Source organism: Salinisphaera sp. C84B14 (assembly GCF_040361435.1).
Classification (GTDB): Bacteria; Pseudomonadota; Gammaproteobacteria; order Nevskiales; family Salinisphaeraceae; genus Salinisphaera.
Genome location: NZ_APNL01000010.1, coordinates 101,315 through 124,022, shown reverse-complemented (window position 1 = coordinate 124,022; position 22,708 = coordinate 101,315). Strand labels below are relative to the sequence as shown.

General features: G+C 62.4%; 22 protein-coding genes. 6 read left to right on the top strand and 16 right to left on the bottom strand.

All coding sequences use genetic code 11. The annotated features are described in order from the left end of the window. Nucleotides 1-33 precede the first annotated feature (33 nt). On the top strand, nt 34-441 hold the full coding sequence (locus C84B14_RS10635; RefSeq protein WP_006911929.1) for a MerR family transcriptional regulator: 408 nt from the start codon (nt 34-36) through the stop codon (nt 439-441). A gap of 289 nt (nt 442-730) precedes the next feature. Here the strand turns inward: C84B14_RS10635 and C84B14_RS10630 are convergent, their stop codons facing one another. The 16 genes from C84B14_RS10630 to C84B14_RS10555 all read right to left on the bottom strand — a co-directional run bounded on the left by C84B14_RS10630 (nt 731) and on the right by C84B14_RS10555 (nt 16,769). Further along, complete coding sequence (locus C84B14_RS10630; RefSeq protein WP_006911928.1) at nt 731-970, bottom strand: hypothetical protein; 240 nt, start codon at nt 968-970, stop codon at nt 731-733. Between the two features lie 136 nt (nt 971-1,106). Then, a complete protein-coding gene (locus tag C84B14_RS10625) occupies nt 1,107-4,343 on the bottom strand; it encodes an efflux RND transporter permease subunit (protein WP_123657079.1) in 3,237 nt (1,078 codons plus the stop codon). Further along, the gene (locus C84B14_RS10620; protein WP_006911926.1) at nt 4,337-5,839 is read right to left on the bottom strand and encodes an efflux RND transporter periplasmic adaptor subunit; all 1,503 of its coding nucleotides are present in this window, start codon (nt 5,837-5,839) and stop codon (nt 4,337-4,339) included. The genes C84B14_RS10625 and C84B14_RS10620 overlap by 7 nt, the downstream gene beginning before the upstream one ends. A 7-nt stretch (nt 5,840-5,846) precedes the next feature. After that, nucleotides 5,847-7,232, bottom strand: a complete 1,386-nt coding sequence (locus C84B14_RS10615; RefSeq protein ID WP_353163119.1) for a TolC family protein — start codon at nt 7,230-7,232, stop codon at nt 5,847-5,849. Nucleotides 7,233-7,290: 58 nt separating this feature from the next. Beyond that, a complete protein-coding gene (locus tag C84B14_RS10610; protein ID WP_353223964.1) occupies nt 7,291-7,662 on the bottom strand; it encodes a hypothetical protein in 372 nt (123 codons plus the stop codon). Between the two features lie 127 nt (nt 7,663-7,789). Beyond that, entirely contained in the window at nt 7,790-8,098 is a 309-nt protein-coding gene (locus tag C84B14_RS10605) for a hypothetical protein (RefSeq protein ID WP_353163140.1), read from the bottom strand. A gap of 323 nt (nt 8,099-8,421) precedes the next feature. Further along, nucleotides 8,422-8,823, bottom strand: a complete 402-nt coding sequence (locus C84B14_RS10600) for a hypothetical protein (protein WP_293624233.1) — start codon at nt 8,821-8,823, stop codon at nt 8,422-8,424. Between the two features lie 51 nt (nt 8,824-8,874). Further along, entirely contained in the window at nt 8,875-11,298 is a 2,424-nt protein-coding gene (locus C84B14_RS10595; RefSeq protein WP_353223963.1) for a heavy metal translocating P-type ATPase, read from the bottom strand. A gap of 48 nt (nt 11,299-11,346) precedes the next feature. Next, nucleotides 11,347-11,559, bottom strand: coding sequence for a GDCCVxC domain-containing (seleno)protein (locus C84B14_RS10590; RefSeq protein ID WP_353223962.1), 213 nt, complete (start codon nt 11,557-11,559; stop codon nt 11,347-11,349). 69 nt (nt 11,560-11,628) lie between these two features. Next, nucleotides 11,629-12,276, bottom strand: a complete 648-nt coding sequence (locus C84B14_RS10585) for a cytochrome c biogenesis protein CcdA (RefSeq protein ID WP_353223960.1) — start codon at nt 12,274-12,276, stop codon at nt 11,629-11,631. 3 nt (nt 12,277-12,279) lie between these two features. Further along, nucleotides 12,280-12,492 (bottom strand): heavy-metal-associated domain-containing protein, encoded by a 213-nt coding sequence (locus C84B14_RS10580; RefSeq protein WP_209064524.1) that lies wholly within the window; start codon nt 12,490-12,492, stop codon nt 12,280-12,282. Nucleotides 12,493-12,612: 120 nt separating this feature from the next. After that, nucleotides 12,613-13,017: a MerR family DNA-binding protein gene (locus tag C84B14_RS10575; protein ID WP_348523047.1), complete on the bottom strand. Its 405-nt coding sequence runs from the start codon at nt 13,015-13,017 to the stop codon at nt 12,613-12,615. 1,654 nt (nt 13,018-14,671) lie between these two features. Next, nucleotides 14,672-14,887 (bottom strand): MerR family transcriptional regulator, encoded by a 216-nt coding sequence (locus C84B14_RS10570; RefSeq protein ID WP_209064520.1) that lies wholly within the window; start codon nt 14,885-14,887, stop codon nt 14,672-14,674. Nucleotides 14,888-14,899: 12 nt separating this feature from the next. Further along, nucleotides 14,900-15,862, bottom strand: coding sequence for a CDF family Co(II)/Ni(II) efflux transporter DmeF (gene dmeF / locus C84B14_RS10565; protein WP_353223958.1), 963 nt, complete (start codon nt 15,860-15,862; stop codon nt 14,900-14,902). Nucleotides 15,863-16,006: 144 nt separating this feature from the next. Next, on the bottom strand, nt 16,007-16,207 hold the full coding sequence (locus C84B14_RS10560) for a heavy-metal-associated domain-containing protein (protein ID WP_209064516.1): 201 nt from the start codon (nt 16,205-16,207) through the stop codon (nt 16,007-16,009). A gap of 94 nt (nt 16,208-16,301) precedes the next feature. Further along, nucleotides 16,302-16,769: a nuclear transport factor 2 family protein gene (locus tag C84B14_RS10555; RefSeq protein ID WP_209064514.1), complete on the bottom strand. Its 468-nt coding sequence runs from the start codon at nt 16,767-16,769 to the stop codon at nt 16,302-16,304. Between the two features lie 312 nt (nt 16,770-17,081). On the opposite strand from C84B14_RS10555, the gene C84B14_RS10550 reads away from it, so the two are divergent. The 5 genes from C84B14_RS10550 to C84B14_RS10530 all read left to right on the top strand — a co-directional run bounded on the left by C84B14_RS10550 (nt 17,082) and on the right by C84B14_RS10530 (nt 22,589). Continuing rightward, complete coding sequence (locus C84B14_RS10550; RefSeq protein WP_353223992.1) at nt 17,082-19,553, top strand: heavy metal translocating P-type ATPase; 2,472 nt, start codon at nt 17,082-17,084, stop codon at nt 19,551-19,553. Between the two features lie 513 nt (nt 19,554-20,066). Further along, complete coding sequence (gene cueR, locus C84B14_RS10545) at nt 20,067-20,546, top strand: Cu(I)-responsive transcriptional regulator (protein WP_209064533.1); 480 nt, start codon at nt 20,067-20,069, stop codon at nt 20,544-20,546. Nucleotides 20,547-20,866: 320 nt separating this feature from the next. Further along, the gene (locus C84B14_RS10540) at nt 20,867-21,034 is read left to right on the top strand and encodes a DUF4396 domain-containing protein (RefSeq protein ID WP_209064531.1); all 168 of its coding nucleotides are present in this window, start codon (nt 20,867-20,869) and stop codon (nt 21,032-21,034) included. A 647-nt stretch (nt 21,035-21,681) separates the two neighbouring features. Continuing rightward, nucleotides 21,682-22,110: an Xre family toxin-antitoxin system antitoxin gene (locus C84B14_RS10535; RefSeq protein WP_209064509.1), complete on the top strand. Its 429-nt coding sequence runs from the start codon at nt 21,682-21,684 to the stop codon at nt 22,108-22,110. Beyond that, a complete protein-coding gene (locus tag C84B14_RS10530) occupies nt 22,107-22,589 on the top strand; it encodes an RES family NAD+ phosphorylase (RefSeq protein WP_353223955.1) in 483 nt (160 codons plus the stop codon). The genes C84B14_RS10535 and C84B14_RS10530 overlap by 4 nt, the downstream gene beginning before the upstream one ends. Nucleotides 22,590-22,708: the final 119 nt, after the last annotated feature.

Below are 22,708 nucleotides of genomic sequence, written 5' to 3'. Positions count from 1 at the left end.
TCGAGTTGCTAGAGCTTCAAGCACGAGGTATTCATGACGCAATCCGATCTGCGTATTGGCGATCTCGCCCGACGCACGGGCGTAGGCGTGGCCACGATCCGCTACTATGGCGATGTAGGTCTGCTACCGGAAGCGGGCCGCAGTGAGGGGGGTCAGCGCTATTACGATACATCTCACCTTGAACGGCTCATATTCATCAAACGTTGCCGGGAACTGGGTTTCAGCCAAGACGATGTACGCACGCTCCTGACACATGCCGATCAGAGTGAGGCTTCCTGTGAAGACGTCGCTCGACTCGCAGAAAAGCATCTTGAAGCCGTGCGTGACAAGCTTGCGACCTTGCAAGCTTTGGAAAACTCACTGGACGATATGATCCATGCCTGCCATGGGGGGCGGATCGAAGATTGCCGCATCGTCAAGGCCCTGGCGAATAACCACTAGCGTTGCCGATACGCTGCGGACAAGCGTCGCAGTTAGCGTACGATTTTTCCGTTTCGTGAGATGACCCCGTCAACGTCAAATGGGCTTTTCGCGCTGTCACGATGGTGCCAACATCTCTATCGTTATCAATCTCAGCTTCGTTTTTAACGCCGACGAGTAGGAATCCCGGCGACAATGCGCCGATACTCGTTACACTCGCCATCCACCGCCGACGGGTGTGGTCGCTCTCGTTCATGGCGAATATTGACGGGCCATCGACGATCGGTAGTTTCCGGCCCCCATGACCGGTCTAGCTGCGCAGATACTTGACGAGCGCCACGATGGCAAGCACCAGCACGACGAGGACAAGAAGCGCGAATAGCATGCAGGCGAACATCATCGGCCCGCCCATCATCATGCCGCCGTTCATCATTCCTCCGTCCATCATGCCGCCCTCGCCCATCCGGCCGGGCCCGGCTTGCTCCGCGGCGTTGGCGATGCCGGCGAACGCGGCGAAGAGAGTGAGGTAGATGCTTTCAAGTATTTTCATGGTCTTGCTCCTTAGCGTGGTTGAAACGAGGTCCTCGATTTGTGGAAGCTACGGATGCCGCGGCCTGGCGCTGTGCCCAGGGTCTGTGACCCGCCGTTCTATCCGGCACGCGAGTCTCTGTATTGATCGGCGGCGATCAAGCGTCACGATGTCCTCCGGGTCTGGTTGTGCCCGACTCCGTGTCGGCCTCCCGCGACAAACCGCGTCCCCGCCAGAACGAGAAAATCACAGGGAACACGATCAGCACCATGACCAGCGCCGAAGCCACGCCGCCGAGCATGGGCGCGGCAATGCGCTTCATCATCTCAGCGCCCGAGCCGTGGCTGAGCATGATGGGGATCAGCCCCATGAACAGGGCCAGGCCTGTCATCAACATTGGCCGGATGCGGTGGGTAGCGCCGACTTCGATGGCCGCGATCAGGTCCGTGTGGCTGTGGATCAGTCCTTCGTTGCGGTAGCGCAGCCAGGACAAATCCAGATACACCATCATGAGCAGGCCCAGCTCCACGGCCAGGCCGGAGACTGCGATAATGCCCACGGCGACTGCTACGGACAGCTTGTAGCCCAGCGCCCACAGCAGCCAGACGCTGCCGACCAGCGAGAACGGCAGGCTGAGCATGATGATCGCGGTCTCGACCAGCGAACCCCGATGCATGAACAGCATGAAGAAGATCAGGCCGATGGTCAGCGGCACCAAAATTTGCAGGCGTGCCGCGGCCCGTTGGTAGTACTTGAACTTGCCGGCCCACTCCAGGCGATAGCCGGGCGGGATGTCGACCTGGTCCGCGACCACCTGTTTGGCCTTGGCCACATAGTCGACGATGCCGATTTCGGATTTGACATCCACGTTCACGTAGCCGGCGAGCTGGCCGTTTTCGTCGCGGATGCTCGGCGGCCCGGTGGTGAACTCGATGTCGGCCACCTGGGAGATCGGGATCTGGGCACCGTCGGCGGTGGTGACCAATGTGCGCTTGAGCGACTGGATGTCATCCCGAAAGCCACGCGCGTAGCGCACGAGGATGTCGTAGCGCTCGCGGCCCTCGACCGTCTGCGACACCGCACGGCCGCCCATGGCGGCGACGATCACGTCCTGGACGTCGCCGACGTTGAGCCCGTAGCGGGCGGCGGCGGCCCGATCCACGATAAAGTCCAGGAAGTAGCCGCCGGTGGTACGCTCCGCGAAGGCACTGCGCGTGTACGGTGCGGTCCGTGGGTCTTCCTGCAGAGCCTGTTCGATGGCGATGCCGGTGGATTCGATCTTTTTCAGATTCGGGCCGAGCACCTTGATGCCCAGCGACGAGCGAATGCCGGTAGCCAGCATCTCGGTGCGGGTCTGGATCGGCATCCACCAGATATTGGGCATGCCGGCGAAGTCCATCGCCTGGTCCATCTCCTGGATCAGCTTGTCCCAGGTCATGCCCTCGCGCCACCGGTCCTTGGGCTCGAGCATGATGTTGATCTCGAACATGTTCAGCGGGGCCGGGTCGGTGGCCGTGGAGGCGCGCCCGACCTTGCCGAACACACGCTTGACCTCGGGGAATTCCTTCAACCGGCGGTCCATGGTCTGAATCGTTTGATTGGCCTGCTCGATGGACATGCCGGGCAGGGCGGTGGGCATGTACAGGATCGAGCCCTCGTTGAGCGGCGGCATGAACTCGCTGCCGAGCTGCTGATACACCGGCACTGTGGCCACCAGGGCCGCCGCGGCCAGGCCGATGACGAGCCAACGGGCATGGACCGCGGCCCGAACCACCGGCATGTAGGCCCGCTGCAGGCCACGGTTCAGTCGGCTCTTGTCGCCGCGGATCTTGCCGCGAATCAGCAGCACGGCCAGGGCCGGCACCAGCGTGACCGACAGCAGCGCGGCGAAGAACATGGAATAGGTCTTGGTATAGGCCAGCGGTTTGAACAGACGCCCTTCGCTGCCTTCCAGGGCAAACACCGGCAGGAACGACACCGCGATGATCAGCAGCGAGAAGAAGATGGACGGTCCCACCTCCTGCATGCCTTCGATGATCACCGCCGTGCGCGATTTGGCGAGCTCTTCGGGCGGCGCTTCGCCAGACTGCCAGGCGGCCAACCGCTTGTGGATGTTGTCGATGATGACGATAGCGGCGTCCACCATGGCGCCGATGGCCACGGCGATGCCCCCCAGCGACATGATGTTGGCGGTCAGGCCCTGGTAGTACATCGGGATGAAGGCCAGCAGCACCGCAATCGGCAGGGTGATCACGGCCACCAGCGCCGAGCGCAGGTGCAGCAGGAACACCAGGAGCACCACGGAGACGATGAGCATCTCCTCGGTCAGAATCCGCTTGAGCGTGTCGATGGCACGCTCGATCAGCGAGGAGCGGTCGTAGACGGGCACGATCTCCACGCCCTCGGGCAGCGAGGCCCGGACCTCGTCCAGGCGCTGCTTGACGCGGTCGATCACGTCCAGCGCGTTCTCGCCGTAGCGCATCACCACGGTGCCGCCTACGGTCAGGCCGTCGCCGTTGAGGTCGGCCTGGCCGCGGCGCATGGCCGGCCCGAGGTGGATGTCGGCGACCTGGTCCAGGGTGACGGGTGTGCCGCCGGGCCCGGTGCCCAGCACGACATGCTTCAAATCATCGACGGATTTCACGTAGCCGCGGCCCCGGATGAAGTGCTCGTGGCCGGAGACCTCCAGCACCCGGCCGCCGACATCGTTGTTGGACTCGCGCACCGCCTCGATCACCTGGTCCAGCGAGAAGCCTTGAGACGCCAGCTTGTTGGGGTCGACGTTGACCTGATATTCCTTCTCGTAGCCGCCGACCGAGGCCACCTCGGCGACGCCGTCGACCGCCTCCAGGGCATAGCGGATGTTGAAGTCCTGGATGCTGCGCAGCTCGGCCAGATTCTGGTTACCGGATGTATCCTTCAAGGCATACTGGTATACCCAGCCGACGCCGGTGGCGTCCGGGCCCAGGGTGGGATTGACGCCCTCCGGCAGGTCCTTGCTCGCCGAGTTGAGGTATTCCAGTACTCGCGAACGCGCCCAGTAGATGTCGGTTCCGCCCTCGAAGACTACGTAGACGAACGACAGGCCCATGAAGCTCTGGCCGCGGACCGATTCAACGTTGGGCGCGGCGAGCATGGAGGTGACCAGCGGATAGGTGATCTGGTCCTCGACCAGGTCCGGGCTGCGGCCGGGCCAGTCCGTGAACACGATCACTTGCACAGGGGACAGATCGGGGATCGCGTCCAGCGGCGCGCCGTCCAGCGAGCGCCAGCCCCAGGCTGTGGCCGCGGCTACCACGATCAGGGTGAGTAGCCAGTTACGCGCGCAGTACGCGATCAGCCGCTGGATCCAGTCCGGCCGGTCGCCGGCGCCGTGCATTTTTTCGCTCACCATTGCTTGATCCCCGTCTTCAGGCGTGTTTCGGCGTCGATCAGGAAGTTACCGGAGGTCACGACCGTCTCGCCGGCCTCCAGCCCGGAGGTGACTTCGATGTAGTCCTCGTTGCGCTGGCCGGTCTCGATGTAGCGCGGCTGCAGGCGGCCGTCGCCAAGGTCCACGAACACCACGCGCGCGTCGCCGGAGAACAGGACCGCCGACTCGGGTACAGACAGACGCTTCCCGAGATCGGCCTGCAGCTCGACCTCGGCGTACATGTTTGGCTTGAGCCGCCCGTCCGGGTTGGGCAACGACAGGCGGATCTGGCCGGTGCGAGTCTGCCCCTGGAAGTAGGGGTAGACGTAGTCGACCTCGGCCTCGTAGTGGGCGTCGGGCAGATAGGGCAGGGTGACCTCGGCGGTCATGCCCGCATCGATCAGCGGCAGCTCGCTGTCGTAGACCTGGGCGTCGATCCAGACCGTGGACAGATCGGCAATGCGCATCAAGATCTGGCCTTTCTTGACGGCCGAGCCCTCGACCACGTTCTTCTCTACCACTGTGCCGGTCGCCGGCGCATGGATCGGCAGGTACTTGATCGGCTCACCGCGCCGCTCGATCGCGCGCACCTGCGCCGGGGCGATATCCCACAGCATCAACCGCTGGCGGGCGGCCTGAACCAGGCTGTCGTCCGGGCCGCGGCGGGACAGCCGCTGCAGGGTCTGCAGATACTCCTGCTGGGCCGAGAACAACTCGGGGCTATAGATGCCGAACAGCATCTGGCCGCGCTCGACCGGCGCGCCGACGTAGTCGATCTTCAGGTTGCCGACCCAGCCGTCGTACTTGAGCGTGACATCACTCAACTCGGTTTCGTCGTAGACCACCTCGCCCACGGCGCGAATCTCGCGCACCAGCTGGCGACGTTCGACTTTGCCGGTCTCGAGGCCGATGAGCTGCCGCCGGCGGTTATCGAGGTTGATCGTGGGCATGTCCGAAGCTGCGTCGGCGACTTGCCCGCCTGAATCCATTTCCCCCTTGGCTCCGCCGCCGAGGCGACGGCCGCCGGTGGCGAGCTGTAAGCCCTGTCGACCGGTCGCCAGGTCGAAGCTGATCCGGGTTTTGCCGAGGCCGGCCTTCTTGATCTGCAGGGTTAGCGGCCAGGCACCACTCATTTTCAGGTTGAACGGACCCGCGTAGCGCCCCGGCTCGGTCTCTTCGAGCTCGGCTGGGGCCTGCATGGCCGCCATGCCCCCCATCGCCGGCATGGTGGCCACCGCCTTGATGCTGGCACCGGAGACTGGATTGCCGTCGCTGTCTTCTAGCCGGATGGCCAGCCGGTTTTTACCGACCACCGGCGTTTCGGGGGAGACCGCAATTGCGAGTCGAAACGGTCCCGATTGGTAGGTCGGGGCCTGGGCCAGGGATGCCGGGCCGGCGTCGGCGCCACCCGCGTCGCGCAACAGCAGCCAGCCGCCGATGCCGGCCGCCGCCAGGATCGCGATCAGGGCGCTGATCACTAATCTCTTATTCATGCATAAACTCCTCGGAATTCATGGCGGCCGGCACCGTGATGCCTGTCAGCTCGCCGCCGCTCCAGCGCCTCAATTCAGCCAGCGCGGTGAAGTAGTCCGCGCGGGCGCTTTCCAGTTCCAGTTCCGCGTTGAGCTTGCGTTGCTCGGCGGTAATCACATCCAGGAACGCGCCACCGCCGGCGCCGTATTCGGATCGGGCGGCGCCCAGGTTTTCCAGCGTGCGCGGGATCAGCTCGTTCTCGTACAAGGCGATGGCGTGCTTGGCTTCCTCCACCGCGGCGTGGGCCTGTTCCAATTGGCTCAGCAGCGTGGTCCGGCGGTCTGCCAGCTCGTATTCCGTGCGCATGGTCTCGGCTTTGGCCTCGTCGAGGCGAGCGCGGTATTTGCTGCGGTCCAGCGGGAGGCTGATACCGACACCGGCGATCCAGCGTTTCTCGCCGGCGTCCCACAGGCTGTTATAGCCGCCGAAGACCTTGAAGTCGGGATAGAACGCTTTTCTGGCCAGCGCTTCGCGGTCCTCATCGGCGGCAATGCGCTTTTGGATTTGCGCCAGTTCGGGATGACTGGACAGGGCGCTGCGGCGTAAGCGGCTATAGGGCGGCAAGCTTCCGGGGAGGGGCAACCCTGCCGGCCCGGCAACGGGCGCGGTGGCCTTTCGATTGAGCAGGTTGTTGATTTTGGCCCGCACGCTGCGCTTGATGCGTCGCAGCTTGATGGCCTGGTGTTTCAGGCGCTGGAGTTCAACCTCGGCCTGCAACACATCCTGCTGGCCGGTCAATCCCGCAGCGTAGCGATTTTCCGCTATCCGGCGCAGCTCATCCACCAAGTCTTGATTGGCGACATTGATCTCCAGCGCCTGGTGTACGTAATACCATTCGGCATAAGCCGAGCGGGTGGCCGAGGCTAGGCGCAGCCGCACCGCCGCGACGTTATCGTCGGCCGCGAGCGCTTCTTTACGCGCAGCGTCCGCGCGCAGACCCAAGGTGCCGGGCCAGGGAAAATCCTGGCTGACCTCGAAACGAATATTGGTACTGCGCTCACGTCCGGACGGCGTTTCAAAGCCGCCAATGGTCTCCGGCGCCACCGCACCCGAAAGTTGCGGGTCAGGCAGCGCCCCGGCGGGTTCGATACGCGCTTCGGCGGCGTCGACCGCCGAGCGCATCGCGGCCAGACCGGCGTTTTCAGACAGCACCCGCTCGACCAGATCATTGGGTTCCAAGAGCTCGTCGCTCGGACCGTTGGCGGCGGCGACATTGGTGGCGGTGCCAAGCAGCAGAAGTAATATCAGCAGCGCAGGCCGCTCGGCCGAGCGGGACCAAAAACCGCGGCTACGGCTTAATTGTGCAGGCTGGCGCTGCGCAGGATGCGAATGGGACATGCCCCATCTCCAAAGCGGTTGAAACATATCGGCGCGCGGAGCACCGACAGGTAAACGTCTAGCTTTGGATCAGGGACGGGGGACGGATGAGATCTTCAGGATGTGCCGGTAGAGTTCTGGTTCTAAGCGCCATCGCGCGCGCAGCCTGTGGCAACGGCAATGTAAAGACAAGAGGCGTGTCATTGAAAGTCGCCGTGCCGCCTGTGGCACAGGGTGCATCGCAAGCGGCGCAGGCGTCGCATTGTTCGCAGCCACACTCGTTCTGCTGAGCGGTGTCGCTTGTTTGCTCGTCGCCAGCAGCCGCTCCCAACCCGGTGGTTTTTTCGGCAGACACTTCCATGCAGGGGGGCACACCAAACGCCGCCGCCGTGGCTGGCAGCGGCATTGAAATCGCCAGGAAGGCGATCAGCATGGCGCGTAGCAATGTCATTACAAGTTTAGTTTAAGCTAAATCCCGATGGGTTTGCACGATAGAGCTTGTGGGGGTCGCGGTGGATTAGACCCGACCCACGACAAATCGATTGCGGCAAGCCTAAAGTCTCTACTTGGGTACGGAGTCAAGCGGCATCTGCCCAGACATTGGTAGCCGACTGCATCCACAGCCGCATGCGGGGCGGCTGATCCTTCCTCGGTCGAGATTTCAAAGCGGTGCCAACATCGTTCAAGCGCTCCAGATCGGCGGTGACCGGAGTTGCGGCCTGGGTGCCGACCGTCATCGCCGCGACCGAGAAACCGTGGCGCTCACGGTCGACAACATGACCTGCGCCATGTGTCCCGTCACCATGCGCAAGGCTCTGCAACGGGTTCGGCCGCAGGCCCTGAGCCACACAGCAAAGCCAGCGAATCGGCAATGTAGATGCCGTCATAGGCGGCGTAGATCCGACCGGAGAAGCCCACGTCGATACGCGTGAGCGATAGGCAAAGACCGCCGTGAGAACGGCCCGCCCCATTTACGCAGGAATTCGCCATCCGGGCCGAACTGCTGCCGTTGCCCGATCAGCCGCCCATGCCCGATCCTTGCGCCGGCGTGCCTGACAATCCGTGGTGCCCGGTTACTGGCGATGGCAACAACGGTAAGGGGAACGACAATGCGGCGGCACGGACTTCCCCCCGGGGCAGCGGCGACGGTTGAGGCCATGGGTTTGCAGCGTCGCTTTTGCCTGTTTTCGGCGTTGATTCCAAAGTCCGGTCATCTCGCCCTGTTGGTTGAACTGCTTTTCAGCGGCGCGGGCGTACGAAGCGCGGGCCAGATACTCCAACTCAACACACCGAGCGCCGCGAGTTGCAGGATCGCCTTGGTCCAGAAGCCGATGATCGCCCCCTCAACCAAATGAAACAGCACGAACAGCGTAAGCAGCGGTGCGATATAACGATGCCCTCGCCACAAACCAACGACGAAGTACGCGACCAAAGCAAGGGAGATATAGATGTTGCAGGCGCGATACGATAGCCACCCGAAATTGATCACCTCCGGCGCCCAGCCTTGGGCGCGGTAAATCAGAACGCTGGTCGCGCAGGCGGCGAATAAAAGTTGCAATACAATCAGCGTAATGGTCTGCCATCGATTAAGCGACCACACTTGTCGTTCCACTCTCATTGGCTCGGCTCCATGTCAAAATCGATAAACGGCGAGCTTTTTCGTTCAGTCGGCCACACTCGCCACCGCATCGAAAAACATCGTTGGCCGCTGCCACAGCGAGTTGACGAAGATCGCGGTCACGCTGGCCGCCATGGCGACCATGGCCCACACCGGGTAAATCAGGCCCGTGGCTGCCAGCGGAATACCGATGCCGTTGAACAAAAAAGCCAGGCCCACGTTCTGCAACATCTTGCGATAGCCCCAGCGGCTGATCTGCCAGGCCGTGATGACCGCACCGAGCTGTCCGTTGAGGATGATGATATCGGCCGCGTCGATGGCGATGTCGGTGCCTGAGCCCATGGCGATGCCGATATCGGCCTGCATCAGCGCCGGGGCGTCATTGATGCCGTCGCCGACCATCGCAAGACGCACGTTGTGCTGCATGTCACGCAGACGTTCGGCTTTCTGATCGGGGAGCACGCCGGCATACACGTCGTCGATGCCGGCACGTTTGGCGATATGGGTCGCAGTGCGCTTGTTGTCGCCGGTGAGCATGGCGGTGCGGATGCCCAACTCGTGCAAGCGGGCGATGGTATCGACGGTGTCGGCGCGCAGCGCATCGCCAAGCGCGATTGCGCCGAGCAAGCGATCGCCGCGGGCCACGACAATCACCGTGTGGCCCTGTTGTTCGGCAGCGTCGATGCGTTCCTGCAAGGCATCCAACGCGATGCCGGCCGCACTCAGGAACGCCGGGCTGCCGACCCGCACGGTCTCGCCGTCGATCTGCGCTGTCACGCCGCGGCCGGACTCGGCCTGAAAATCGGCCACGTCGGGGAAACCCAGTCCGCGTTCAAGTGCGGCTTCGACCACGGCCCGGCCCAGCGGATGCTCCGACGCTGCTTCCACCGCCGCGGCAACCGCCAGCAGCGTGTCGTCGTTGCCATCGACGCCATGGATATCACGCACCGCCGGCCGGCCTTCGGTGAGCGTGCCGGTCTTGTCGAACACCACGGTGTCGATTTTGCGCAACGCCTGGAAGGCTTCGCCGGTGCGCATCAGCACGCCCTTGTCCGCGGCCTCGCCGGCACCGCGCACGATCGACAACGGCGCGGAGATGCCGACCGCGCAGGGATAGCCCATTACCAGTACGGTCAGCGCGGCGAACACCGCCCGCTGGAATTCGGGGTCGGCGCCGAAGGCCAGCGGCCCGAGGGCCCACCCCAGAAAAGCGAGCGCGGAAATCGCGAGCACCGTCGGCGTATAGACTTGCAACACCCGATCGACGATGTGCAGCAGGCCGGGCTTGAGCGCGCGGGCGTCTTCGACACTGGATATCACTTGATGCAAAAAACTGTCGTCGCCGACCGCGGTGACCCGGATCAGCAGGGTGCCGTTGCCGTTGATGGCGCCGCCGACGACGCTGTCGCCGGTGGTTTTTTCCACCGGTAGCGGCTCGCCGGTGATCAACGATTCGTCGACCGCCGAGCCGCCGTCAGTCACTTCGCCGTCGACCGGAATGCGCTCGCCAGGACGCACACGCACGGTCATGCCGGCTGCAACCTGCGCCACGGGCTTATCCTGCTCGCCGTCATCGGTGACCACGTGCGCGGTCTCGGGCTGCAGATCCAGCAGCCGCTTGACCGATTGTGCGCTGCGGGTCTTGACGATCAGCGACAGCCATTCGGAAAACAGGTGATAGGTCAGCACCATCACCGACACCGCAAAAAACGCCGCTGTCGGATAACCCGGCGGTTGCGCTGCCAACCCGATCGCCCCGCCGATCAGACCGGCGAAGGCGCCGATCTCGACCAGTACGTGTTGATTGAGAATGCCACGGCGTAGCGCCTGAACAGCCATCACCAGCATATGCCGGGCCAGCCCGAACATCATGGCGAGCGCGAGCGCGGCGACCAGCACCGGCTCGTAACCAGCTAGCACGCCGCTCGCGCGCAGCGCGAACAGGATCAGCCCGCCGGCGGCCAGCCCTGCGCTGCCGGCCAATGCAGTGGCGTGGCCGCGTCCGCGCAGTACGGCATAGCCGAAGCCAATCAGACTGACATAGACCAGCGACGACAGGCCTAGGGTCCAGGCGCTGGTGGTATCCACGATCAGGCCCACCGCGGCCAGGCTCAGTGTCAGCGCTGCCAGGAAGCGGTTGCGCTCGATGGCAAGCGCCTGCTCCTGCCGTTCGAACGGTTCGACCTTGCGCGGATCGCTCAAGGTATAGCCGATCTGCTGGAGGGTGCCCATCAGGGTTTCGGCGTCGGTCTGCCCATCGTCGTATTCGACCAGCGCCTGCTCGTGGGTCAGGCTGACCGCCACCCGCTGGACGCCGGGTTTGGCACCCAGTGCCCGTTCGATGGTGCCGGTACACAACGAGCAGTGCATGCCGCCGATATGGGCGCGCACGCTGCGGATGCCGGAATCGCCAGTGGTGTCATCGCTCCACGGGTGAAGCGCGTCGGAATTTGCGGTTGTCTCGTTCATGGCATCACCTTTTAATGGAGAACGCGCGGTGCACAATGCGTGTTCGCCTCAACATGAGCAGTCGCCGTCCTGCTGCACTGGTGGACAGGGCACCGACCCATAAGAGCAGTACACGCAACAATCACCAGCTTCGGGGCGCAGCAAGGCACCGCAGCCACCGCACTCGTAGAAGTACTGACAAGCATCGGTCGGCATGGTCTCTTGGGCTTCATGCCCGCAGGCTGGACAAACGAGCGTGGTTTCCAGCGTCACGGTACTCATAGGTCACTCCGCGTGCAGATACGCATATCGAAAAGAAACTGCCCGGCTGTGCGCTCGCAAGACACGGCCTCACAACGCCAGCCCGATGGACCAAACACCGAGTAGTACGAGCACTGCGCCGGTGATGCGCGGCATGCGGGCGGCGAAACGGGCGATTGCATTCAATAGCCGCCTTCCACGTTGGGTGAACACCGCGAGCACGAGCGGGCTGGACAATGCGAGGCCAAAGATCAGCAGGGACACGCCGCCATAGGCCATTCCGCCGCCGGCGGCGGCCTGGGCGGCTGCGCCACCGAGCAATACCGCCAGTAACGGCGCCGCGCAGGCCGGGATATTGAAGCCGAACAAAACGCCGAGCGCGGCGCCCCCGGACGTCGTTGGGACGTGGGGCAGCAGCCGGTCGCTCTGGCGAATCAGCCACGGCGCGCCGCCCGCCAGATATGCCAAACCGAGTGCGACATACAAGCTGCCCAGTGCCATCCACAAGCCGTGCTGGATGCCTAGGAATCGGGCGCCAATCACGGCCGCGAGCACGCCCAGTCCGGTCATCATGCCGGCACGGGCCAAGGTGAAAACCAGCGTCTGGTACAAACGCTGACGCTCCGGCAGTCGATCCAGAAACTTCAGGAACAAGAGGTGGCTGCCCACCGAGCACGGCTCCACGAAAGCCAGCAGTCCAAGGCCGGCGGCCAGTACTCCGGCCTGTGCGATCTCCAAGGCTTAGGCCGGCTCGGCCGTGTAACCGGCATCCCGAACGGCTTTGGCCAACGTTTCGGGCGACACCTGATTGGCATCGTGCGCGATACGCGCCTGCCTGGCGTCCAGTGACACCGAGGCGCCTTTGACACCGGCCTGCTGTTCGATCACGTTTTGCACGATCTGCACGCAGCCTTGGCAGTGCATGCCGTCGATACTGAGTAGGGTGGTTTGCATGAGGTGCTCCTTGTTAGCCAAGCTCAACCAACTTCGGTCAAGCCGCGCATGGTGTTTAAAGGAGCGTAGTACCTGGAGTTGACTCCAGGTCAAGAATTATTTGCGCTTTTGTGCTTCCGATTATTCAGTCGGCGCGTCGAGTCCGTCGATGATCGGGCAACCCTGGTCGCTGCCGCGGCATAGCTGCAAAAGGTTCCCGAGCTCCTGTTGCAGCCGATCCAGATCGGCCATACGGGTTCGAATATCTTGCAGTTTTTGTTCAGTCAATCGCGCGACTTCCGGTCGAGCGGCATCACGGCAGCTCCGGGATTCGAGTAGTACCCGGATTTCGTTGAGCGAAAAATCACAGCGTTGGGCGCGCTGGATGAAATGTAGACGGGCGAGATCCCGCGCGACATAGCGCCTTCGCCCTCGGCTATCCCGCGCAACGGGGGACAACAGCCCAATTTTCTCGTAATAACGCAGCGTATCGACGGACATTCCGACTTGCCGGGCAGTTTCACCGATGCCAGAGATAGGAATCACCTCTTAAGGCTCATGTGTAAGTGTGTGAATAGATCCTTATATACATTGAGGGTGTAGATAAATTCAAAGGAAGCGCCGTAGTAACCTTCTGACTTTATTCCCTTTTTCCGAAATCGGCTTCAAAAGCCCAGTTCGAGAAACACGCGTTTATTCAGCGGCTTACAAGGTTTGTCTACACCCTCATTACGAAGGCCATAAAAAGCCTTAACCTCGCACGGTCTACGTTCGCTATCGGAATGCTAAATTGAATTCCAAGCCGTCTTCCTAAGCTGTCCGAATTCGCTGGGTCGTCTAAGCTGCGAGGCACGGGAAGGGGACAGCTCATCGCTGTCCCCTTGCTTAAGCGACGTTACGCTATTTTCTCCAATCGAAATTTAGTCGCGAGTGTGAGGGCCAGCGTGAATATGCGACTGCGGATCAGTATGGTCCCCGCCTTCCTGATTTTCCTTTTCCGCACCACGTTTGGGGACATTCTCGGACGCCCGCCCAGGCTCGCCCGAGTGGTCAATGACGTCGTAATCGTCGGCGCCTTTCGGGCCGGTGTTGCCTCGGCTAGGTGACGGGGCTGTCTCGGATTCCGCACCACGTTTGGGGACATTCTCGGACGCCCACCCAGGCTCGCCCGAGTGGTCAATGACGTCGTAATCGTCGGCGCCTCTCGGACCGGTGTTGCCTCGGCTAGGCGACGGGGCTGTCTCGGAACTGCCTTCGACTCTTACCACCGCCTGAGTATTCCCTGAAGCTGTGGTGTCAGCCGATTCGGCTTCATGGCCTGCCCCAGCGCTTGCGGTCATAAATATCGCGCTACTGAGGAACAGAGAAGTCGCGATAAACCAATGTGATGCGGACGGATTAACATTTGAGATGTGCATGAGTTCACTCCCGTAATTCATATCAACGATAAAGCTGCAAAACGCGATCGCAATTGACCAGTTCGTCTAGCCTCAAGCTACCAATTTGCTTTTATAGCTCGGAGCGCGGCGTACGTCTGCGGACACAAGCAGATTTGATTAGAGTCTGCTTAATCCAGGCGCGTTTGAGCCGCTGCCAATGCGAAAAGGCTACGACGCTCTGGCGGGAGGACGGTATGGTGGTAAAGTAAATCCGCTGCCAACCTCACTTTGATCAAGGGCAGCAGGCTTTACCGCAGAATAATAATCCGTTTTGAACAAGAAATTGCTAGCGCCTATGGCACTCGCTGCGCAATGGCCGACAGATGCGCACTTATGATGCTTATGACCCTCGGAGCCATCATGATGTTCATCGTTGGCGGTAGGAGTGGCGTTTCTCGGTTCGCTGCCGACTGTGGATTGCCCGTGATCGCCGGCGAGCTGGATAGAAACGCGCGGTGGCGTTTGTCCGCTAGCCTGCGTGGCAAACGCGGCCAATAAAAGCGATAGTGCGAACATGAAACGCATGTGATCGAACGTAGATGCGGTTAGGCTAAAAATCAAGAGCGTGATGTGCTGAGTAACAACGTGAGTTGAGGGTGTCGGAAGTAGTTAACTATTTGGAATATAAAATAACCCGTCGTCCATCAGACACAGACTCAGTGTTGGTTGGGCCGTCGCCGGCGTGGCCTGTGTTCGTACAGGGCCAGATGTAGGTAAAAGCCGGCGATTGGGAGCGCCGTATTCTTGCTTGGTCGCGCGTGTTACGGGGCCAATAGTTTGCCCATCTCGTTCAGAGAGAAGCCCAGCCGCTTCGCGCCTTGGATAAACCGCAGGCGTTCCATGGCGCCGGGTGGAGAACGGCGATAGCCGCTGGGCGTGCGCGGTGGTTCCGGCACGAAGCCGAGCCGTTCGTGGACACGGATGGTTTCAACGCCCGTATTGGCGTTTTGTGTCAACTGGCCTATGGAATAACTCAAGACGACCATTCTTCACGCACAACGCGAGATTTCTACAGTCGAGTGGACAATACCCAAGTCATTGGGGATCAACGCTTTGTAGTAGGTTGGCGACTGCGGGTGGTGTGTCACAATACTGAACGCCGCCGCATAAATACCTGGCCCGATCGACCACACGTGAAAATCGGCCAGACGGTTGTCATCCGCCGATTCGATCGCCTCACGTAGCCGCTCGCGGACATCGGGTTCGGCGCGTTGATCCAGCAGCACGCCTGTGGTCAATCCCAGTAACTGTTTCGCCCAGCGCACGACCAGGATGGCGCCGACCACGCCCATCACCGGATCGAGCCAGACCGCACCGAGGTATTTCCCGGCCAGCAGGGCGAAGATCGCCAGCAACGAGGTCAGCGCGTCCACCAGCACGTGCAGATAGGCCGCGCGCATGTTGTGGTCTTGCCCATGGCCGTGATCGTGGGCGTCGTGGCCATGCGCGTGGTGGGCTGCGTGCCCATGAAAATGGTCGTGTCCGTGCTCGTGACCATGGTCGCCCAGAATCAACATGCACAGGCCGTTGATGATCAGGCCCACCACGGCCACGGCGATCGCCCAATTGAATTGAATCGCGACCGGGTTCAGGGCCCGTTCCACGCTCTCCCAGACCATGACCGCGGCAAAGATTGCCAGCAGCAGAGCGCCGGTATAGCCGCCCAGCGCGTTGACCTTGCCGGTGCCGAAGGTAAAGCGCGGGTCGTGGGCGTGACGCCGCGCGTAAATATAGGCGAACGCGCTGATGCCCAGCGCCAGCGCGTGGGTGCCCATGTGGATGCCGTCGGCGAGTAGTGCCATCGAACCGAAAGCCACGCCGGCGGCGATCTCGACGCCCATGGTGACCAGCGTGATGGCCGTGACGATCAGGGTGCGACGCTCGCCCGCCCGGGGGCGATCCTGGCCGAAGCTGTGATCGTGTTCCCAGTGGCTGATGTCTTCGGTGTGCATGGAGCGCTCCTTGTCTACGGGGCGACGCGCGGCGCCTGCGTTGTTGGATTTGGTCGCTGCTTCGACGGACTGGTCCTTGGGAGTTCAACCCCGGCGCCGGCCGTGCGGCACCGGGGCGAACGAAACGGATCGTGCTCGTCGGTGCTAGGCGATCGGCTCCGCCTCATAACCGGCCGATCGCATCGCCTGGCGCAGGCTTTCATCATCCGCGGTACTGTCCACTGCCACAACCTTGCTTTCCAGGTCGATGTTGATGGTCGCATCCGGGTCGGTTTGTTCGATTGCCCGGGTAACGGTGTTAACGCAATGGCCACACGACATATCTTCAACGGTATAACGCTGCATCGCAGGCTCCTGTATTGGAAATGTGAAATCAATCGTGAGGCTTCCCACGGTGGGAAGGTCAAGCTATTCGCAGTGGTGAATCTCGTTTGGCGCGCTACATCCCGAGCTCGGTCAATCCTGCATGGTCTTCCGGTCGTGGCCCTTGTGGCCACAAAAAGCGACGCTGCTCTTTCTCAATAGGTACGTCGTTGATGCTGGCTTCCCGGCGCTGCATGAGGCCGTTGTCGTCAAACTCCCACTGCTCGTTGCCGTAGCAGCGAAACCACTGGCCAGCGGTGTCGTGACATTCATACTGGAAACGCACTGCGATGCGGCGTTCGTGATACGCCCATAACTCCTTGATCAGGCGGTAACCCAGTTCCCGCTGCCACTTTTGCGTCAAGAACTGAACGATAGCGTCTCGGCCTTCGATGAATTCCGAGCGGTTGCGCCAGACACTTTCCGGAGTATAGGCCAGCGAGACTTTCTCCGGATCGCGCGTGTTCCAGGCGTCTTCGGCCATTCGGACCTTCTGTCGAGCGGACTCCTGCGTGAAGGGCGGGAGCGGGGGCTTTTGTGTCATGGGGTGGTCTCCTTGAAAAGGTCGCTTCATCGGTCGTCTCGAAGTGAGCGATACATTGACGTCGAGCAAACATTGGTGCTTGCCACGCGTGGAAGGTCAAGGCTGGAAAACGCCCTGTCGACGATTGGAGCGGATGACCGGACCGGACGAAAATAACCGCTTGACCTTCCCATCGTGGCAACGTTGATACTCCGTCGCCATGGCACCCAACGCACCGGAGAAACCGTCATGGCTTCTGTAGAACCTCTACTATCAAACGATCCATCGGGCTCGCATCCGGTGGGGCAGACCCTACGTGTCGGTATCGCTGGCATGAGCTGTGCATCCTGCGTCGGCCGCGTGGAAAAAGCCCTGCGCGCCGTCGATCGGGTCGAGTCGGCGAATGTGAACCTGGCCACCGAACGGGCCGAGGTCACGTTTTCATCCGCGCCCGACACGGCCGCGGTCCAGACCGCGATTCAGCAAGCCGGTTATTCGATCGTCGAGGAGACGATCGAGTTGGCCGTTGAAGGTATGAGCTGCGCGTCCTGCGTCGGCCGTATCGAGAAAGCCCTGGCGGCCGTGCCCGGTGTGCTGGAAGCCCACGTGAATCTGGCCACTGAAAAGGCGCAGGTGCGCCACGTCGCCGGCATGGTCGACGCCAAGGCGCTGGAAACTGCAGTCAGTGACGCTGGCTATGCGGCCCGCACGGTAGCGGACAACGACAGCGGCGATCAGCAAGCTCAGGCGCGGGCCGAGGAGATCGGCGCGCTCAAGCGCAGCATCCTGTTCGCGGGCGCGGCGACGTTGCCGATCTTTGTGCTCGAGATGGGTAGCCACATATTCACGAGCCTGCACGACGGACTGATGGCAACGCTCGGTCAGCAGAACCTGTTCTATCTGTTCTTCGTGCTCGCCAGTTTCGTACAGTTCGGGCCGGGTCTACGCTTCTACAAGAAGGGCTGGCCGGCCTTGATGCGCGGCGGCCCCGACATGAACTCGCTGGTCATGCTGGGCACGAGTGCGGCCTACGGTTATTCGCTGGTGGCGACCTTTCTGCCCAGCGTGCTGCCCGAGGGCACCGTCAACGTCTACTATGAAGCCTCGGCCATGATCGTGACGCTGATCCTGATCGGGCGTTACATGGAGGCGCTGAGCAAGGGGCGTACCAGCGAGGCCATCAAGCGTCTGATGACGCTGCGGGCCAAGACGGCCCGGGTGATCCGTGACGGCGAGCCCGTGGAAGTGGCGCTCGAAGACGTGCAGGTCGGCGATATCGTGCAGGTCCGCCCCGGTGAAAAGGTGCCGGTGGACGGCGAGGTGGCCGAGGGAACGTCCTACGTCGACGAGTCCATGATCACCGGCGAGCCGGTGCCGGTTCAAAAGAGTGCGGGCGCCGAAGTCGTGGGCGGCACGCTCAACAAGACCGGCAGTTTCTCGTTTACCGCTACCAAGGTCGGCGGCGATACCATGCTGGCCCAGATCATCCGCATGGTCGAAGCCGCGCAGGGTGCCAAGTTGCCGATCCAGGCGCTGGTCGATCGCGTGACCGGCGTCTTCGTGCCGGTGGTGCTCGCGGCCGCAGCGTTGACCTTCGGGATCTGGCTGCTATTCGGTCCCACGCCCGCATTGACGTTCGCCCTGGTGAACGCGGTCGCCGTGCTGATCATCGCCTGCCCCTGTGCCATGGGGCTGGCCACGCCGACCTCAATCATGGTCGGTACCGGCCGGGCCGCGGAAATGGGCGTGCTGTTTCGCAAGGGCGAGGCGCTACAAAGCCTGCGCGGTATCGACACCATCGCTTTGGATAAGACCGGAACCCTGACCAAGGGGCGCCCGGAGCTCACCGATCTGGTCACCGCCGACGGTTTCGAACGTGACGACGTGCTGCAAACCGTTGCCGCCGTGGAGGCCCATTCGGAGCACCCGGTCGCCGAGGCGATCGTGGAGGCCGCGCGTGCGTCGGGCGTTAAGCTCATCAAGGCCGCGGACTTCGAGGCCACACCCGGCTACGGCGTATCCGCCACCGTCGATGAGCGCGCCGTCGCGATCGGCGCGGACCGCTTCATGCGCCAGATGGCTCTGGACGTGACCGCGTTCGCGGAGACCGCGAGCCGCCTGGCCGACGAGGGCAAGACGCCGCTCTACGCCGCGATCGACGGCCGTCTGGCCGCGATCATCGCAGTCGCCGATCCGATCAAGGAATCGACACCCGGCGCCATCGAGGCCTTGCACGGTCTGGGGCTGCGCGTGGCCATGATCACCGGCGACAACCAGCGCACCGCCAACGCCATCGCCCGGCGGTTGGGTATCGACGAGGTGATCGCCGAGGTTCTGCCGGACGGCAAGGTCGAAGCGGTCAAGCGCCTGCGGGGGAACGACCGCAAGCTGGCGTTCGTCGGCGATGGCATCAACGACGCGCCGGCGCTGGCCGAGGCCGATGTCGGCCTGGCGATCGGCACTGGCACTGACGTCGCCATCGAAAGCGCCGACGTGGTGCTCATGTCCGGCGACCTGCGCAACGTGCCCAACGCCATCGGTCTGTCGCGCGCGACGATCACCAACATCAAGCAGAACCTGTTCTGGGCTTTCGCGTACAACGCCGCGCTGATCCCGGTCGCCGCCGGCGTGCTGTACCCGGCGTATGGGGTATTGATGTCGCCGATTTTTGCGGCGGCTGCGATGGCTTTGTCCAGCATCTTCGTGCTCGGCAATGCGTTGCGCCTACGTCGGTTCGCGCCGCCCATGGGGTTCGAGGAAGCCCCGGCATCGCAAAGTCCCGCCACGACCGTGGCGGCCCGGTAGCCGCGGCCGAACGAGGAGGTCGCGAGCCGGCGAGGCGGCCAGTCAACGCGTGGCGACAAACCTGGCGGTTGATGATGAAGTGCCCGTCGAAGGGCCCTACGGCACTTCGTTTCTGCGCGAAAACATGCCGGCCCGATCGTGGGAACGGCGCTTGCCCGTGGGCTGCAACAGCCCATCCACATCGACCAAGGCGTTCGCACAGCGCGCGATCTGTACTTCGACGGGCATTTTGAAGCGTTGGCCGAACGCCATGCTAACGTTGTCCGAGGCGACAGCGACTGGAGCGTGGCGCACCGGCTGGGTCACTGACGCCGTGGGCCAGGATCTGGCCGATCTCGACAGCTGGAAATCTTACGTCGCGGGCCGCCCGCCATGGTCGACGCGCCGCAGGACCTGCTAACCCAACGTGGTCTGAGGGCCGGCGGTCTGCACGCGGACGCGTTTTTCATCCCGGAAACTGGCTCGGCGGTCGAAGCCTGACCGGTCGAGCCCCCTTTGAGGCATGAGGCGATCATGAACATAGGCCAAGCCGCCGAAGCATCCGGTATCTCCGCGAAGATGATCCGCTACTACGAGCGGGTGAATCTCATCCCGCCCGTAGGCCGCACCGAATCCGGCTATCGCGTCTATACCGATGCCGACATTCACACCCTGAAGTTTATCCAGCGGGCGCGAAGCCTTGGTTTTTCCGTCAAGCAGATGCACGAGCTGGTGTCCCTCTGGCGCGACCGCAGTCGCAGCAGCGCCAACGTCAAGTCCGTGGCTCTGGCGCACGTGGCCGAACTCGAAGACAAGATCGAAGCGCTGAATTCCATGCGGGAGACGCTGCAGCATCTGGCTGAGCACTGCCGCGGCGATCACCGGCCGGATTGTCCCATCATCGAGGGCCTGTCCGAGGGAGAGCAGCCGCCCGAGCCGCCGCAAAATACGAACCGGCGGCGCATGCGTGCACCCGCGGGCGGCCGCCGATCGGGCGTTAACACAAGCCCCTGACCGCGCCGTAAATAGCCGGGCTAGATCCCTTGCTGCAACAAATGTCGCTACCGAATATGGGACCGTGAGTCACCGATGAATTCGACATCGCACCACACGCACACCGGCGGCGCTTCTTTGAACCAGACCGCACTCAGTGCAACCATATACTGCCTGAGCGGCTGCGCTATTGCTGAGGTGGTTGGCATGGTTACGGGGTTCGGTCGCAACTATCGCGATTGCGGTTGTTCTCGCGTTCTTTTTTGGCTATTTCCTGACCATGCTGCAGCTGCTGCTCCGAGCCGGGTTCACTTTCTTTCAGCGCCTCGCTCAAACTCACTCTGGCCGCCGATACCGCGTCGATCGCGATCACGGAGACAGTGGATAATCTCATGATGTTGGTCATCCCCGGCGCGATGGCGGCTGGTGTGGCCTCACTATTGTTCTGCATCAGTATTGTGCTGGCATTGCTTATCGCCGGTGCCGCAGCGTTCCCCGTTAACCGCTAGCTGATCGCCCGTGGCAAAGCGCATGCTGTGGCCAAGCGCCCCATTGATTAAAAACAGTCGCTCGGCGATCAAAACCGCTGCGAACGCTGGACGAGGCTTAGCGTATGATTTTCTCCGTTTCGTGAGTTGGCCCAGAAAGGCGGCTGACCGCATTGATTGGTCAGCCGGTCGGTTGGTGGGACGATCAGATAGAGTACGCTGGCGATCGCGATATTCAGATACAGCACGTTCGCGATCTTGACGTCACCCACGAGTGGCCGACACGAATCAGCTCGGCCGCATTAGACAGCACCTTTATATTCTTGGTCCGTGTGTCGAGCTTGCTGCCGAGGCGCGACGACGCCGCCTGATAGACCGCCCGCAGCTCCTCATCATTCTGGCGGGGCCCAAGGTCCGCCGGAGCGCCCAGGTAGTTCCGCAGATCTTAGCTCTCTTGCATGAACCCAGTTCCTTGCTCGATTGGTCGTGAACGCATCAATTCCGCTTGTTCTACCTGCCAGAGTCCAACGCTAGGGGCTGTCACGATCGATGCCCTCGTGGGGTATATACGGCGTCCGAGGGACAGGCACCGCAAGACCCCGGTAGCCATGCGCTCGTGCGAGCGATAATATAGGCTCATGTGAACGCATCGCGTTTGGAGCCTTTCTATGGAAGACATCACTGCCGTTGAACGCGTGCTCGGATTCGAACACTCCGAACGCTCATCCGTGCTGCTCATGGCTGAGCGCATCCAGCGCGGGTTCCCGGTCAACACGCTCATGCATCTGCAACGCGCGGTGGCACCCGGAGACAAGGGGTTCGTGCACCGCATTGTCGCGCGGCCCACGCTTCAGCGACGGCGCAAGATGCGGCAACCCCTCAATCCTCACGACAGCGAGAAGGCGCATCGCGTTGCGCGAGCCTGGACGGCCGCGGTTCGTGTCTACCAGGACGATGAAACCGCCCGTGCCTTTCTCGAGCGCAAACACCCCTTGTTCGACGACCAGGCGCCGATGGCAGTCGCGATGCAGAACAGCGCCGGTCTGGAAGCCGTTGAGGATCTGCTGGGACGTCTGGAGCATGGCAGCGCCTTGTGAGCGGCCAGCGACTCGATCGAACGCTGTATGCGTATCGAATCGGCGACCCGGACGGGCGCTATCCCATCTTCGACGGCACCGGTTCGACTATCGCGCCGGGGCGATGGAACACGATGACTACCCCCGTCATCTACGCCGGCGAGCACTACTCGACGTCGATGCTCGAAAAGCTCGTTCATGCGAACGGGCTCATGCCACCGAACCAGCACTACATCGAGATCACGCTGCCGGGCGGCTTGTCCTACGAGATCGTGACCAAGGATGCGCTGCCCGGTTGGGACACGGCATTGCCCACGGTTGCCCGGGAGTTCGGCCACGACTGGGTAAAGGGGCGTCGAAGCGCGATACTCATCGTGCCGTCGTTCGTGGCCCGGATCGAGTCGAACATCCTGATCAACCCGGGGCATCCCGAGTGCGCGCAGATCGAGCACACATTGCCCGCGCCGATCTGGTGGGATCGCAGGCTTTTCAGTGCTTGATCGTCATCCAGTGCAGTGGCTCAGATGGGGCCGGGCGGCGCGGAGGTCGATCGCTTGAGTGAATCGACGCGAATCACGCAAGTCATTGAGCCAACCTGCGATCTCAGGCCCGTCAGCGC

Excerpts from the sequence above, each read along its gene's own strand:
- C84B14_RS10595 (WP_353223963.1), bottom strand. The coding sequence starts at position 11,298 with ATGAACGAGACAACCGCAAATTCCGACGCGCTTCACCCGTGGAGCGAT.
- C84B14_RS10610 (WP_353223964.1), bottom strand. The coding sequence starts at position 7,662 with ATGACATTGCTACGCGCCATGCTGATCGCCTTCCTGGCGATTTCAATG.
- C84B14_RS10555 (WP_209064514.1), bottom strand. The coding sequence starts at position 16,769 with ATGACACAAAAGCCCCCGCTCCCGCCCTTCACGCAGGAGTCCGCTCGA.
- C84B14_RS10550 (WP_353223992.1), top strand. The coding sequence starts at position 17,082 with ATGAGCTGTGCATCCTGCGTCGGCCGCGTGGAAAAAGCCCTGCGCGCC.
- C84B14_RS10635 (WP_006911929.1), top strand. The coding sequence starts at position 34 with ATGACGCAATCCGATCTGCGTATTGGCGATCTCGCCCGACGCACGGGC.
- C84B14_RS10605 (WP_353163140.1), bottom strand. The coding sequence starts at position 8,098 with ATGACGGCATCTACATTGCCGATTCGCTGGCTTTGCTGTGTGGCTCAG.
- C84B14_RS10630 (WP_006911928.1), bottom strand. The coding sequence starts at position 970 with ATGAAAATACTTGAAAGCATCTACCTCACTCTCTTCGCCGCGTTCGCC.
- cueR (WP_209064533.1), top strand. The coding sequence starts at position 20,067 with ATGAACATAGGCCAAGCCGCCGAAGCATCCGGTATCTCCGCGAAGATG.
- C84B14_RS10580 (WP_209064524.1), bottom strand. The coding sequence starts at position 12,492 with ATGCAAACCACCCTACTCAGTATCGACGGCATGCACTGCCAAGGCTGC.
- C84B14_RS10535 (WP_209064509.1), top strand. The coding sequence starts at position 21,682 with ATGGAAGACATCACTGCCGTTGAACGCGTGCTCGGATTCGAACACTCC.
- C84B14_RS10560 (WP_209064516.1), bottom strand. The coding sequence starts at position 16,207 with ATGCAGCGTTATACCGTTGAAGATATGTCGTGTGGCCATTGCGTTAAC.
- dmeF (WP_353223958.1), bottom strand. The coding sequence starts at position 15,862 with ATGCACACCGAAGACATCAGCCACTGGGAACACGATCACAGCTTCGGC.
- C84B14_RS10625 (WP_123657079.1), bottom strand. The coding sequence starts at position 4,343 with ATGGTGAGCGAAAAAATGCACGGCGCCGGCGACCGGCCGGACTGGATC.
- C84B14_RS10615 (WP_353163119.1), bottom strand. The coding sequence starts at position 7,232 with ATGTCCCATTCGCATCCTGCGCAGCGCCAGCCTGCACAATTAAGCCGT.
- C84B14_RS10590 (WP_353223962.1), bottom strand. The coding sequence starts at position 11,559 with ATGAGTACCGTGACGCTGGAAACCACGCTCGTTTGTCCAGCCTGCGGG.